Genomic DNA, 13,295 nt, shown 5'->3' with positions numbered 1-13,295 from the left:
GCACCCCGGCCGACGTCTTCCACACAGCTCTGGCACCCTGACGATCGTCACCGTTGCGACGACAGCTCGAATCCGCCCTGGAACCCGCCCGGAACCACGGGGTCAGTTTTCACGCGGCGTCGACAGCTCTCGATCGTTGTCCTGCCCTGGTCGAGCAGGTCACGCGCTTCGTCGAGTGCTGCCTTGACCTCGCCGATGCTCACGGTCAACCAAGGATGTTGATGTACTGCCGGGCCGCAGCGGTGCTGCCCTGGAGGGTCGTGGCTGCCTCGATCAGACGTTGCTTGCTCTGTTCGGCTCGGGCGATCGCCTCAGAGATGGCGGGGTGGCCAGTGCCTGCGGATACCGCGCGCAGCCGAGCGAGCACCTGGTCGGTGCCGTCGATGGCGGCGCGGATCTGGCTTGTCGTCGTGACGCTCTGCTCGGCTGCCTGGGCGAGCGCGGCTTTGACTTGCTCGATGCTGGCCATGCCGTCCTTCCGGTCGATCGCGCGGCGAGGGACGCCGACGTTCTGCACGGGCAGTAGCGACGCAGACACTACCCAACATGAATCCCTCTCCGTAGCCCCGGTCTTGGGGCTAGGCGCTAGCCCGGCTTGATGCTGGCGAGCTGGACGAGCAGTTGAATGAGCCGGTAGGCCTCGACAGTGTCAGCGGCGCGGAAGGCGACGGTGACCGCCGAGGGCACCAGCTCTCAGGTGTCCCGCCATGGCGGTGTTGAGGCCGATCTCGCCCACTGACCGGCCCGCCACGCGTACGTCGAGGATGGCGTCACTCATCGTGTGGGCCAGCACGGCAGGGCGGCACCGGCCCGGGCGTAATAGCCGATGAACATAGCGGAATCCGCATGTTCGTCCAGCCCGGCCAGCATGCCCAGCGGGCGGGGTTTGCCGCGCACAAGACGAGCGCGCCGATCGAGGTCCTCCGGCAGGATGTCGCGGAACGAACCGTGTGCGTCGACGACCCACCACGGCGTCAGGTGCGGCATCGAGTACGCCAGCGATCACCACGTTCGCCTCGGCCGTCATCGAGGCCCGGCCGCGCTCGTAGTCGTACCGGTCCGGGTTCGTCTCCGTGGGATGCACGATCCCCGAGACGCCCTCCAGGTCGACAGAGATCAGCACCTTCATGGGTCCATGAACCTACGCGCCCCCGGCGGACGGAGCGACCCGCACCGGGACAGGCTCAGGTCACCGATGTGGGGGTATCCGGGCGCCCGGATACCCCCACGCGCGCTGGTGTGGATCAAACGGCCGCGCTTCCTCCAGCGGCCGCGAGACGTGCCTCGTCCGGGGTCTGGGCGTGGATGGTGAAGCGCAGCGAACGGGCGTCGGTGAAGCACTCCCTCATCGGACGGACCAGGTCACGGTGCTCCTCGGTGCGCTCCCACGCCTCGAAGTCGGAAAGGTTCGCCCACTCGCTGGTGATCAGCCACTGTTCCGGGTCGGTCGACGAGCGGCACACCTGGTCCACCAGGTGCCCCGGCACGCCGTCGGCGACGAGGTGCCGGATCTCCTCGTACGCGGCGAGGAACTGCTCGGTGCGCGGCTCCGGCACCCGGACCAGGAAGACCACTCGGGCCCGCTGCTCGCTCACGGCATTTCTCCCCTCGTCGGCGCGGCGCCCCGCAGGACCAGCGCGCTGTTGAACCCGTCGAAGCCCCGCGCGCAGACCAGCGCCAGCCGGCTGCGCGGCCGGCGGTGCTCACGCAGGAAGTCCAGCTCGCACCCGTCGGCGACCTCGTCGGGGCCGGCCGAGGCGGGCAGCGTGTCGTGTGCGAACGCGAGCAGGGCGGTGGCCACGTCCAGTGCCGAGCCGCCCTGGTGGGCCCGGCCGGTCAGCGGCTTCTGGGTGGTGACCGGGGGCGGCCGGTCGGCGAACACGGCGCGCAGGGCCGCGGCCTCGCTGCGGTCGTAGCGGGGCACGCCGAGGGCGTCGGGCAGCACCACGTCGATTCCGCTCGACGCGACGCCGGCCCGGTCGAGGGCCAGCCGCATCGCCCGCGCGTACTGGATCGGGTCGCCGGCGCTGTCGGCCGTGGTGTGCGCGGCGTCGTGGGTGGCCCCCCAGCCGCTGACCTCGCCGTAGATCCGGGCGCCCCGGGCCAGCGCGTGTCCCAACTCCTCCACCACGAAGACCGCGCCGCCCTCGGCCGGCAGGTAGCCGCTGGCCGTCGCGTCGAACGGCCGGTACGCCCGCTCCGGGTCGGCGACGTCGCTGAGCAGCCCGGAGCGCAACTGGCAGGCCAGGGCGTACGGGCTCAGTGGACACTCGGTCGCCCCGGCGATGACCACCGGCGTTCCCCGGCGCACCGCGCGGGCGGCGTGCGCGAGGCTGTCCAGCCCGCCGGCCGCCTCCGCGACCAGCACCCCGCTCGGCCCCTTGAACTGGTGGTGGATGGAGAGCTGCCCGACGCTCGCCGCGTAGAACCAGGCGATCGACTGGTACGCGCCGACGGTGCGCGATGACCCACCCCAGAGCCGTTGCAGTTCCCGCTGCCCGAACAGGTTGCCCCCGGACGAGCTGGCCAGGGCCACCGCGTAGCCGTACGGGTCGGGCGCCCGCTCGGGTAGCCCGGCGTCGGCCAGCGCGAGGCGGGTGGCGGCGAAGCCGAGGTGTGTCCATCGGTCGGTCTGCACCAGTTGCCGGCTCTCGGCGTAGGACTCGGCCGCGAAGTCGGGCACCTCGCCGCCGAGGCGGGTGGGGTAGCCGGCCGGGTCGAAGAGCGTGATCGGCCCGGTGCGCCGGGTGCCGGCCAGGACGGTACGCCAGTGCGCGTCCGCGCCGATGCCGCTGGGCGCGACCACACCGATTCCGGTGACGACCGCCCGGGCGGTGCTCACGCCGCCGCCGGAAGTCGGCGGAACACCATCGCCGACTGGAAGCCACCGAACCCGCTGCCCACCGACAGGGCCACGTTCACCGGCACCTCCCGTGCCTCGTTGGGTACGTAGTCGAGGTCGCACTCGGGGTCGCGGGTGCTCCAGTTGGCCGTCGGCGGCACCACCCCGAACTCGATCGCGAGGGCGCAGGCGGCCATCTCGATCGACCCGATCGCCCCGAGCGAGTGCCCGATCATCGACTTGATGGAGCTGATCGGCACCCGGTACGCGGCCTGGCCCAGCGCCCGCTTGAACGCGGCCGTCTCGTGCCGGTCGTTCTGCCGGGTGCCCGAGCCGTGCGCGCTGATGTAGGAGACCTGCTCGGGGATGATCCGGCCCTGCCGCAGCGCGTCGCTGACGGCGAGGCCCATCTCCAGCCCGTCGGGGCGCAGCCCGGTCATGTGGAAGCCGTTGCTGCGGCTGGCGTAGCCGGCGACCTCGCAGTAGACGTGGGCGCCCCGCCGTCGGGCGTGCTCGGCCTCCTCGAGCACCAGCACGGCCGCGCCCTCGGCCAGCACGAACCCGTGGCGGTCGGCGTCGAACGGGCGGGAGGCGTGCGCCGGGTCGTCGTTGTCGGGACTGGTCGCCTTGATCGCGTCGAACGAGGCGACCGTGACCGGTGAGATCGGCGAGTCGGCCGCGCCGGCCAGCACGATGTCCGCCTCGCCGTCCACGATCATTTGGTGGGCGTAGCCGATGGCATCGATACCGGATGTGCAGCCGGTGGAGACGACCTGCGCCGGGCCGTGCAGGCCGTGCCGGCAGGCCACGTCGGCGGCCAGGCTGCTGGGGACCAACGCCTGGTACAGGTACGGGCCGCCGAGCGCCGCGTCGACCAACCACCGCCGACCGTGCTCGCTGACCCGCACGTACTCCTCTTCCAGAGCCATCGTGCCGCCCACGGCCGTGCCGAGCACCACCCCGGCGCGGTCCCGCTCGGCGTCGTCGAGCACCAGGCCGGCGTCGGCGATGGCCTCGGTGGAGCAGGCCAGCGCGAACTGCACGTAGCGGTCGGCGCGACGCCGCTCGGCGTCGGTGAGCCCGGCGGCGACCGGGTCGAAGTCACACTCGGCCGCGATCTGCGAGCGGAACGGCGACGGGTCGAAGAAGCTGATCCGCCGGGTGGCCGTACGCCCCTCGGTGATGGTCTTCCAGAACCGGTCCCGGCTCGCGCCGCCGGGGGCGACGACGCCCACGCCGGTCACCACGGTGCGACGGCCGGTCATGATCCGCCCCGCTGTTCGACGAGTTCGGTATCGACGTGCCCCAGCTCCGGACGCGGGGCCAGGGGGCCCAGATGGAAGACCACCTCGGCCGGCTCCGTGCCGGTGTTGCGCAGCCGGTGCCGCACGTTGACCGGTACGAACAGCGCCTCGCCGGTGGCCACCTGCGTGGGCTGGTCGTCGAGGTCGACCGTGATCGCGCCGCGAGCCACGTACAGGAACTCCTCGCTGTAGGGGTGGTAGTGCTCGGCGATCCGCTCCCCGGGCGCGAGGGTCGCCACCCCGAGGAAGCCGGAGGTACTGCCGACCGTGCGGGGGCCCAACAGCACCCGCAACTCACCGCCGCGTCGCCGGTCCGCCGGTACGTCCGACGCCGCTATCAGCCGGGTGCCCAGGTCACTCATCGCCGGCCTCCCCCAAGGCGGAGCCGGCCTGCGCCGAGGCGGAGCTGACCGGCGCCGAGGCGGAGCCGTCGACGGGTCCGGCCTGCGCCGGAACCGAGCCGCCGACCGGGCCGCTCTGGCCGGCGCGTTCCCGGGCGATCCGCTCCACCCGGTCCTTGATCACCGCGAGTTGGATGACGCTGTTGGTGTTGATCCGCTCGGTCATGGCGGCGTTGTCGACGGGCGCGGTCGGCTTCATGGCGAAGTCCTGCGTCCAGGTCATCCGGGTGCCGCCGGTCTCCTCGGCGTAGCGCCAGTGGATCCGCATGTACTCGAACGGCCCGGTCTCCACCCGGTGCGCCCGCACCTGACGGCTCACCGGGTCGGCCGTACGCTCGCTGACCCAGCTCCACGCCACCCCGTTCTCGTCCGGATACATGGTGAGCCGGAACCGTACGGTGAGCTCGTCGCGGTGCAGGATCTCCACCACGGCGTACTCGGTGAACAGCTCGGTCCAGTTCGCCACGTCGTTGGTGACGTCCCAGACCAGCGCGAGCGGCGCGTCGATGACCACGGTGTTCTCGGTGTGCCCGGGCGGGTCGGTACGGCGGGCGACCAGGTCGGCCACCGCCGCGATGCTCAGTTGCCCGGCCTGCTCGGGGATGCTCACCTGCCACCGGTCGGCGACGACCGCCGAGAGTTCCAGCAGGGCGAGCGAGTCCATGCCGAGTTCCTCCAGCGACGCGGCGGGCGCGCGGGCCGCGGCCTCGGCGTCCAGGCCGCAGTGCGCCACCAGGATGTCGGTGATCTCGGCGGTCATCGGGCGACCATGGGTGACGGTCATCGGGTCCTCCTGTGGGTTACGTCGGGCTCCGCGGCGGGCGCGGCGCGGGGTGTGGGGGTGGCCGCCGGCCGCGACGCGGGCGCGGCGAGCAGGCGGTCGACGAGGCCGGTGGTGTACCGGCCCTTGCGGAACCCGGCGTCGTCGAGCACCCGCCGGACGAACGGGATGGTGGTGTGCACGCCCGGACCGGCGATGTCGAACTCGTCCAGGGCGCGTTCCAGCCGGTTGAGCGCCGACTCCCGGTCGGGCGCCCAGACCACGACCTTGGCCAGCAGGGAGTCGTACCAGGGGCCGACCAGGTAACCGGCGCGGGCGTGGGTGTCCACCCGGGTGAACGGGCCGCCCGGCGGGGTGAACCGCTCGAGCCGTCCGGGGGTGGGGGCGAAGCCGCGCGACGGGTCCTCGGTGTTCACGCGGCACTCCACGGAGACGCCGCGCAGGCGTATCTCCTCCTGCCGCCACCGCAGCGGCACACCGGCCGCGATGTGCAGTTGCTCGTGCACCAGGTCGATCCCGGTGACCATCTCGGTGACGGGGTGCTCCACCTGGATCCGACAGTTGATCTCCAGGAAGTGGAAGCGTTCCTCGGCGTCGACCAGGAACTCCAGCGTGCCGGCGCCGACGAAGCCCACCTCCAGCGCGCCCCGCAGCGCGGTCTCGGCGATGGAGTCGAGCGTCGCGGCGGACAGCGCCGGGGCGGGGGCCTCCTCGACGAGTTTCTGGTGCCGGCGCTGCACCGAGCAGTCGCGGGTGCCCAGGTGCACGCCGTTGCCGTGGGCGTCGCAGAGCACCTGCACCTCGACGTGCCGGGCCTCGGTGAGGTAGCGCTCGACGTACACCCGGTCGTCGCCGAAGGCGGCCTGGGCGGCGGCCCGCGTCCGCGCGTACGCCCGGGCCAGCTCGGCCGGACGGCGCACCACGGTCATCCCCCGGCCGCCGCCCCCGGCAGCGGCCTTCACGATCACCGGGTAGCCGACCGCGTCGGCGACCTCGGCCGCCGCCGCGGCGGTGGCCACCGGCGCGACGCTGCCCGCCGGCAGCGGCAGTCCGGCCCCGCTCATCAGGGCCCGGGCCGAGGACTTGTCGGCCAGCGCCGCCATCACCGCCGGCGGTGGGCCGATGAACGTCAGCCCGTTGTCCGCGCAGATCTCGGCGAAGTCGGCGTCCTCGGAGAGGAACCCGTACCCGGGGTGGACGGCCTGCGCGCCCACCTGGCGGGCGGCCTCCACGATCGCGGCGGCGTTGAGGTAGCTGCGCCGGCTGGACGCCGGTCCGATCCGGACGGCCTGGTCGGCGAGGCGGACGGCTGCGGAGTCCGCGTCGGCGGCGGAGTAGACGACCGCCGTACGGATGCCGAGTTCCCGGCAGGCCCGCAGCACCCGCAGGGCGATCTCGCCCCGGTTGGCGATCAGGACGGTCTCGAACATGGCCACCCCCGCCGTCAGGCCGGATCCAGCTCGACCAGTGGCTGGTCGTACTCCACCGGCTGACCGTCCTCGACGAGGATCGCGACGACCCGGCCGGCCCGGTCGGCGCTCACCTCGTTCATCAACTTCATCGCCTCGACGATCGCCACCGGCTGACCGGGGCGGACCAGGTCGCCGACCGCGACGAACGGCCGCGCGCCCGGCTCCGGCGCGCGGAAGAACGTGCCGACGATGGGCGCCCGGACCGCAGCGCGTCCGGGAACCGGGGGGCGGATCAGCGCGGCCGGCGGACCGGCCGCGGTCGGCGGCGGCGTGGCGGCGGCCGACGGCAGGGCCGGAGGTACGCCCGAGCCACCGGCCGGCTCGTCCGGATGCCACTCGATCTCGAGCACGGTCGCCCCGCTGCGCAGCCGGATCCGGCGTACCGGCCCGGCCAGCTCGGCGAGCAGGTGCCGGGCCTGTCGGCGTAGCCCCGCCAGCACCTCCTCGCCGTCCGTGTCGGATCCCTGGGATCCGTCCGCCGGGAGGCGCCCGTCGACGTCCGCCCGGCCGTTCGGGCCATCGGCGGTGGACACCGTCGCGCCGGCCGTCATCGGGCACCCACCTGGGTGCCGGCGCGGCTGGCGCCGAACCGACGGAAGCGCTGCCGTCGCAGGCGGACCAGCATCGCGGGCGGCACGTCCAGCAGCGGCACCAGATTGGCCAGCAGGGCGGCGCGCAGCCGCCGGGCGGTCTCGGCCGGGTCGTCGTGGGCGGCCGTCGCCGGCTCGGGGACGATCTCGTCGACGACGCCGAGCCGACACAGGTCGGGCGCGGTCAGCCGCAGCGCGCGAGCCGCCTGCGGGGCGGCGGAGCGGTCCGGCCAGAGGATGGCGGCGCAGCCCTCCGGGCTGATCACCGAGTAGACGGCGTGTTGGAGCATCAGCACCCGGTCGGCGACGCCGAGGGCCAGCGCGCCGCCGCTGCCGCCCTCGCCGGTGATCACCGTGACGACGGGAGTCGGCAGCACGGTGAGGGTGAGGATGTTCTCCGCGATCGCCGCCGCCTGCCCCTGCTCCTCGGCGCTGATCCCGGGGTCCGCGCCGGGCGTGTCGACGAGGGTGACCACCGGCAGGCCGAGTCGTGCGGCGAGACGCATCAGCCGCAACGCCTTGCGGTGCCCGGCCGGGCTGGCCATGCCGAAGTTGCGGGCGACCAGGTCGGCGGTGGTGTGCCCCTTCTGGTGGCCGATCACCATCACGTGCCGCCCGGCCAGCCGGGCGATCCCGCCCACGATGGCCGGGCAGTCCCCGCCGAGCCGGTCGCCGTGCAACTCGACGAACCCGTCGAAGACCGAGTCCAGGTAGTCCAGGGTGGTGGGTCGGCCGGGGTGGCGGGCCGTGCGCACGGTGTCCCACGCGTCGCGTACCGCCGGCTGCGTGTCGTCGTCGGCCGCCGCCGTGGGCGGTCGCTGCCCGTCGGCCACCGCCGGCGGGACCGCGTCCGCCAGACGCTCGTGGTGTCGCGCCGGCTCCTGACGGGGTACGGACGACCGCGCCGGACGGCCCGCGCGGGCCGCAGCCAGCAGCGCCGCCAGCCGACCACGCAGCGACCGGCGCTGCACCACCATGTCGACCTGCCCGTGGCGCAGCAGGAAGTCGGCGGTCTGGAACCCCTCCGGCAGTGCCCGACCGGTGACCTGGCGGATCACCCGTGGACCGGCGAAGCCCATCCGGGCGCCGCTCTCGGCGAGCACCAGGTCGGTGTTGGTGGCGAAGGACGCCGCCACGCCGCCGTAGGTCGGGTCGGTGAGCACGCTGACGGTGAGCAGGCCCGCCTCGCGCAGGGCGGCGATCGCCTGGCTGACCGTGGCCATCTGCATCAGCGACAGGGCGCCCTCCTGCATCCGTGCGCCGCCGGACGCGGTGACCAGGATGAGCGGCACCCGGTCGTCGAGCGCCCGCTCGGCGGTACGGGTGATCAGCTCGCCCACCGCGGCGCCGAGGCTGCCGCCGAGGAAACGGAAGTCCATCACCGCCAGGGCGGCCGGGTGCCCACCGATCATGGCGGTGCCACAGAGAACAGCCTCGGACAGGCCGGTGGCGGCCCGCGCGGCGGTGAGCCGGTGCGGGTACGGGAGCACGTCGACGAAGTTCAGCGGGTCCGCCTCGGGTAGCCGGTCGGGCAGCAGGCGCAGGGAGCCCGGGTCGACGAGCTGCCGCAGCCGCTCCGGCGCGCCGAGGCGGGAGTGCTCACCGCACTCCGGGCACACGTCCAGGTTGCGGCGTAGCCGCTTGCGGTAGAGCAGGCTCGCGCAGCCGGCGCAGCGGGACCAGAGTTGCTCCTCCTGCCCCGCGGCGGCGGTCACGAGCGCCCTCCGGCGTCCGGGGCGTCGAACCGGTAGAAGCAGCGCGCCATCGCGTCACGCGGGGAGCGCCAGGTCGGCAGGTACGGCGAGACGTACGGCCGGAGCCGGTCGCTGACCCGGATGAACTCGGGATGGCCCCGGGCGGCCTCCACCGCCGGCTGCGCCGGCTGCTCGGTCTCGAGCAGGTGCACGTAGAGGTCGTGCAGCCGGTACAGCGCGCGGTGCCGGACGCCGACCAGGCGCGGCAGCTCGGTCGCGTCCGACTCGGCGAAGATTTCGGCGACCTGCTCCTGCGCGGTCGGTACGACCTTCGCGATGATCAGCGATCGGTCCATGGCTGGGCCTCCCCCCACGGCGTCCGGGTCGGCCGGATGAGCCCCGGGGACGCGCTGGACGACTGCCGCCACGATGCGGCAGTCGTCGTCACGGCGGCGTCACCGCGACGGATCGACCGGCGACGCCCAACGGTGACGCTGCGTTGACGCAACCTGTGTATGAGCTATGCGTCCCATGTGCAGCACGCCTCGAATGATCGACGTTTCTGCAGTTCAGAACTGATTTCATGGGCGAGATTGGGCCAACGTGGCCGTTGACTCACCGTGACCGTAATTGATAATCTTCACGGTGGTCAGCCCGGCGGCTCCGGCGGGTGGCGCCGCGCCTGGACAGCCGTGGTCGGATTTCCATCGACGGAGCCGACGGTGGCGACGCGGGCAGCCGATCCGGGGCACAGCAGACAGTCGGGACGAGCGTTCCACAGGGGGTGCCGCCGTGGCCGCTGATCCGTCCGTGCCGACCGACGAGGGTCCCGGCGAGGGCGACCTCGCGCTGCACCTGCTCGGCGGCTTCCGCCTCCTGCACGCCACCGCGCACATCGTGGTGCCGCGCGGACTGCAACGGGTGATCGCCCTGATCGGACTGCGCCCCGGCGCCACCCGCAGCCAGCTCGCCGGGCTGCTCTGGCCCGACGTGTCCGAGGAGCGGGCGCTGTCGTCGCTGCGGACCGCGCTGTGGCGGCTGAGGCAGGACCCGTGCTGCCCGATGGTCGTGGCCGGCGACACCGTCCGGCTGGCCCCGGCCGTCCGCCTCGACGTGGACGACCTCGTCGGGACGGCCGAGCGCGTCCGCAACGGGGACGATCCGCGGACCACCGCTGGGGCCCTCGCCGCCGGCCGGCACGACCTGCTGCCCGGCTGGTACGACGACTGGGTGTTGCTGGACCGGGAACGGCTGCGGCAACTGCGTCTGCACATGCTGGAGCAGGTGTCCGCCCAGCACCTCGCCGCGGGGCGGCACGGCGAGGCGTTGGAGGCCGCGTTGGAGGCGATGGCCGCCGAACCGCTGCGCGAGACACCGCACCGGCTGGTGGTCCGCATCCACCTCGCGGAGGGCAACGCCTTCGAGGCCGTGCACGCCTTCTACGTCTACCGGGACCTGCTGCGCCGCGAGCTGCGCCTCGAACCCAGCCCGGCGATGAGCGCCCTGCTCGACGACACGCTCGCCCCGATCCGGGCGGCCACCCGCCCCGTCGTCGGCCGGGACACCGCCGTACGGCCGTCACCGGCCGGTCGGCGCACGTGACGGTGACGTGACACGGCCTGCGGCACGGTGACCGCATCGAGCACGTGACCACCGGCCTGCGGGTCGGGATCGGCCACCGGCGGAAGGGGTCCCATGAGTCGTCTACTGATCGTCAGCCGGATCATCCCAGGCGCGGAGGGGCGGGTCGCGCAGATCTTCGCCGAGTCCGACGCCACCGAACTGCCCGGCCTCACCGGCGTCACGCACCGGTCCCTGTACGGCCTGCACGACGTGTTCGTGCACCTCATCGAGACCTCGGACGTCAATCCGGGCGCCCTCGCCGCCGCCCGTAACCATCCGCTGTTCCAGCAGGTCAACGAAAGGCTCGCGGCGCACACCTCGCCGTACCTGTCGACCTGGCGCTCCCCGAAGGACGCCATCGCCGAGTGCTTCTACCGCTGGGACGCGGCCGACGTGGCGGCGCCCCACCCGGCCGGCTGACATGTCCACCACGGAACCGCACGTCCTGGTCATCGGCGCCGGCACCGGCGGCCTGTGCCTGGCGCACGGGCTGCGCCGCGCCGGCATCAGCGTCGCCGTCTACGAGCGGCACCGGCACAGCGGAGAAGGGCTGCTCGGATACCGCGTAGGCATCGGTCCCACCGGCAGCCGGGCACTGCGCGACTGCCTGCCACCTCAACTGTTCGCCACGTTCCTGGCGACCTGCGCCCGGGCGCCGAGCTACTTCAACGTCGTCACACAGCGGCTGCGGGAGACCGCGTCGTTCGAGCTGCGGCCGGCCGTCGATCCCGTGCAGACGGAACACTCGGTGGCCCGGATGGTGCTGCGCCAGGTGCTGTTGACCGGCCTGGCCGACGTGGTGCACTTCGACAAGACCTTCGTCCGGTACGAGCAGCACGACGACGGCACGGTCACCGCCCACTTCGCCGACGGGACCACCGCCACCGGCGACCTGCTGGTGGCGGCGGACGGCACGCACTCGGCGGTACGCCGCCAGTACCTGCCGCACGCGGTCATCCGGGATGCCGGGACGATCAACATCGCCACGCGCATCCCGCTGACCGCGCAGACCCGCGGTCTCGTGCCCGAGCGCGTCGCCAAGGGCATCTCGCTGATCTTCGGCGCCGGCGGCACGATGGGCGTGCTGCACGTGATGGAGTTCAAGTGGGACGCGAACCGGACGATCAAGCCCGGCGTCGGTGACGACGACGCCGCCCTGCTGCGGGCCTGGTCCGGCCTGTCCGAGCACACCAGCGCCGACTACATCAACCTCATCATCTGGAGCACCGCCCGTCGGTTCCCGTCCGACGTCCTGGAACGCCGGGGCGAGGACCTGAAGCGGGTCGCGCTGGACCTGACCCCGAACTGGCACCCGGACCTGCGGGAACTGTTGCGGATCAGCGATCCGGGCAGTGTCCTGCCGATCAGGGTGAGCACGTCCGAGCCGACGCCACCCTGGAAGAGCAGCACCGTCACCCTGCTCGGGGACGCCATCCACACGATGACCCCCGGGCGCGGGGTGGGGGCGAACACCGCGCTGCGCGACGCCCGCCTGCTCTGCCAGCACCTCACCAGCGCCGCCGCCGGGGACAAGACGCTCGTGCAGGCCGTGGCGGACTACGAAGCCGCCATGGTGCCGTACGGCTTCGCACGGGTCGCCGAATCACTGAACCGCAGCGGCACCAACGGCGAGGACCGGATGTACCGCCCCGTGGTCGGCCGTCTCGCCCTGCTCGGCGCGCGCGGCTACTTCGGAGTGACCAGTCGGGTGCCCCCACTGCGACGCCGTTTCGTCGACGACTTCCACACCTACGAGGGCGACGAGGACTGACCGCGGCGACCACCGACCCGGGTACGACGTGCGAGCGTCGTACCCGGGTCGCCTCGTGCCCGGCGGGCACCGGTCGCGACGTCGGCGCTGGTCGTGGCGCGGCGGCGGACGTGGTGGGCGCGACGCTGCGTCACCCGTCGGGCACCCCACGAGGTGGTGGACGTCGACGCGCGCCGTACGACCGGACCTGTCTGTCGTCGTCCGATCGCGTGTGCGAAGCTGCGGCGAGTTTTTCTCGTGACTTTCTCGATGAGGTGAGAGGGAGGTTCGCCGTGGAGTGGTCTATCGGACACTCGCTGATAGTGGTCGTGGCGGTGTTGCTGGGCCTGGCCGCCGGATGGTTACTGCGCGGCCGGCAGGGCGCGGGGGCCGCCGCACGGCCCATCGTGGACGGTGAACCCGTCGCCGGTCTGGCCGTGGTCACCAGCCCGGAGCCACCGGCCACGACCGACGAGGCCGGGGCGGCGGCGACCATCGACCCCGCTCCCGTGGCGGTCGCCGACGAGCCGACCCCGGTCGACACGGTCAGCGCGCCGGCTGCCGTGACCACGTCGGACGATTCCGCGCCGTACGCCGTCGACCCCGGCGACATGGCCCTCACCGAAGCCCCGCCGACCGTTCCGGCCGACGACCGGACCGACACGGTCGACGAGCCGGGCACGGTCGACGAGCAGCCCGCCCCGGCGACGGTGGTCGCCCCGCGCCAGCCGCTGGACGACAGCACCGACACCTCGTCGGACGAGCCCACCGCCGCAGCACCGGTCGACACCACGTCGGCCGAGCGGGTCGACACCACGCCGATCGAGCCGATCGACAC

At 73.1% G+C, this 13,295-nt stretch carries 14 protein-coding genes and 3 pseudogenes; 4 read left to right on the top strand and 13 right to left on the bottom strand.

What is annotated here, in order from left to right; genetic code table 11:
- Window positions 1-47: 47 nt before the first annotated feature.
- The 13 genes and pseudogenes from ACLQ25_RS15235 to ACLQ25_RS15175 form a co-directional block, all read right to left on the bottom strand.
- On the bottom strand, window positions 48-203 hold the full coding sequence (locus ACLQ25_RS15235; RefSeq protein WP_425731517.1) for a hypothetical protein: 156 nt from the start codon (window positions 201-203) through the stop codon (window positions 48-50).
- 2 nt (window positions 204-205) lie between these two features.
- Window positions 206-517: a hypothetical protein gene (locus tag ACLQ25_RS15230; RefSeq protein ID WP_425731516.1), complete on the bottom strand. Its 312-nt coding sequence runs from the start codon at window positions 515-517 to the stop codon at window positions 206-208.
- 132 nt (window positions 518-649) lie between these two features.
- Window positions 650-987: pseudogene (locus ACLQ25_RS15225) on the bottom strand (M55 family metallopeptidase).
- A 40-nt stretch (window positions 988-1,027) separates the two neighbouring features.
- Window positions 1,028-1,129: pseudogene (locus ACLQ25_RS15220) on the bottom strand (M55 family metallopeptidase); the annotation flags it as partial.
- A gap of 115 nt (window positions 1,130-1,244) precedes the next feature.
- Window positions 1,245-1,595: an antibiotic biosynthesis monooxygenase family protein gene (locus ACLQ25_RS15215; RefSeq protein WP_425731515.1), complete on the bottom strand. Its 351-nt coding sequence runs from the start codon at window positions 1,593-1,595 to the stop codon at window positions 1,245-1,247.
- Entirely contained in the window at window positions 1,592-2,842 is a 1,251-nt protein-coding gene (locus tag ACLQ25_RS15210) for a beta-ketoacyl synthase N-terminal-like domain-containing protein (protein WP_425731514.1), read from the bottom strand. Before ACLQ25_RS15210 ends, ACLQ25_RS15215 begins: the two co-directional genes overlap by 4 nt.
- A complete protein-coding gene (locus ACLQ25_RS15205) occupies window positions 2,839-4,107 on the bottom strand; it encodes a beta-ketoacyl-[acyl-carrier-protein] synthase family protein (protein WP_425731513.1) in 1,269 nt (422 codons plus the stop codon). The genes ACLQ25_RS15210 and ACLQ25_RS15205 overlap by 4 nt, the downstream gene beginning before the upstream one ends.
- Window positions 4,104-4,508 carry a cupin domain-containing protein gene (locus ACLQ25_RS15200; protein WP_355052684.1) on the bottom strand — a complete coding sequence of 135 codons (405 nt, stop codon included), beginning with the start codon at window positions 4,506-4,508 and terminating at the stop codon, window positions 4,104-4,106. Before ACLQ25_RS15200 ends, ACLQ25_RS15205 begins: the two co-directional genes overlap by 4 nt.
- Window positions 4,501-5,331, bottom strand: a complete 831-nt coding sequence (locus ACLQ25_RS15195) for an SRPBCC family protein (RefSeq protein WP_425731512.1) — start codon at window positions 5,329-5,331, stop codon at window positions 4,501-4,503. Before ACLQ25_RS15195 ends, ACLQ25_RS15200 begins: the two co-directional genes overlap by 8 nt.
- Window positions 5,328-6,758, bottom strand: a complete 1,431-nt coding sequence (locus tag ACLQ25_RS15190) for an acetyl-CoA carboxylase biotin carboxylase subunit (RefSeq protein WP_425731511.1) — start codon at window positions 6,756-6,758, stop codon at window positions 5,328-5,330. The genes ACLQ25_RS15195 and ACLQ25_RS15190 overlap by 4 nt, the downstream gene beginning before the upstream one ends.
- Window positions 6,759-6,772: 14 nt before the next feature.
- Window positions 6,773-7,351 (bottom strand): acetyl-CoA carboxylase biotin carboxyl carrier protein, encoded by a 579-nt coding sequence (locus tag ACLQ25_RS15185; RefSeq protein WP_425731510.1) that lies wholly within the window; start codon window positions 7,349-7,351, stop codon window positions 6,773-6,775.
- Entirely contained in the window at window positions 7,348-9,105 is a 1,758-nt protein-coding gene (locus tag ACLQ25_RS15180) for an acetyl-CoA carboxylase carboxyltransferase subunit alpha (RefSeq protein WP_425731509.1), read from the bottom strand. Before ACLQ25_RS15180 ends, ACLQ25_RS15185 begins: the two co-directional genes overlap by 4 nt.
- Complete coding sequence (locus tag ACLQ25_RS15175) at window positions 9,102-9,440, bottom strand: TcmI family type II polyketide cyclase (RefSeq protein WP_425731508.1); 339 nt, start codon at window positions 9,438-9,440, stop codon at window positions 9,102-9,104. The genes ACLQ25_RS15180 and ACLQ25_RS15175 overlap by 4 nt, the downstream gene beginning before the upstream one ends.
- A gap of 436 nt (window positions 9,441-9,876) precedes the next feature.
- Between ACLQ25_RS15175 and ACLQ25_RS15170 the strand changes: the two genes are divergently transcribed.
- From ACLQ25_RS15170 to ACLQ25_RS15155, 4 genes and pseudogenes are all read left to right on the top strand, one after another.
- On the top strand, window positions 9,877-10,686 hold the full coding sequence (locus tag ACLQ25_RS15170; RefSeq protein WP_425731507.1) for an AfsR/SARP family transcriptional regulator: 810 nt from the start codon (window positions 9,877-9,879) through the stop codon (window positions 10,684-10,686).
- 93 nt (window positions 10,687-10,779) lie between these two features.
- Window positions 10,780-11,127 (top strand): TcmI family type II polyketide cyclase, encoded by a 348-nt coding sequence (locus ACLQ25_RS15165; protein ID WP_355052691.1) that lies wholly within the window; start codon window positions 10,780-10,782, stop codon window positions 11,125-11,127.
- A gap of 1 nt (window position 11,128) precedes the next feature.
- Window positions 11,129-12,478 (top strand): FAD-dependent oxidoreductase, encoded by a 1,350-nt coding sequence (locus tag ACLQ25_RS15160; protein ID WP_425731506.1) that lies wholly within the window; start codon window positions 11,129-11,131, stop codon window positions 12,476-12,478.
- A gap of 272 nt (window positions 12,479-12,750) precedes the next feature.
- Window positions 12,751-13,295, top strand: a pseudogene (locus ACLQ25_RS15155) (hypothetical protein); the annotation flags it as partial.

The organism is Micromonospora sp. DT44, assembly GCF_049841635.1.
In the GTDB taxonomy this organism is placed as follows: Bacteria; Actinomycetota; Actinomycetes; order Mycobacteriales; family Micromonosporaceae; genus Micromonospora.
Note: the sequence above shows the minus strand (reverse complement) of the source record. Positions and strands in the feature narration are given on the sequence as shown.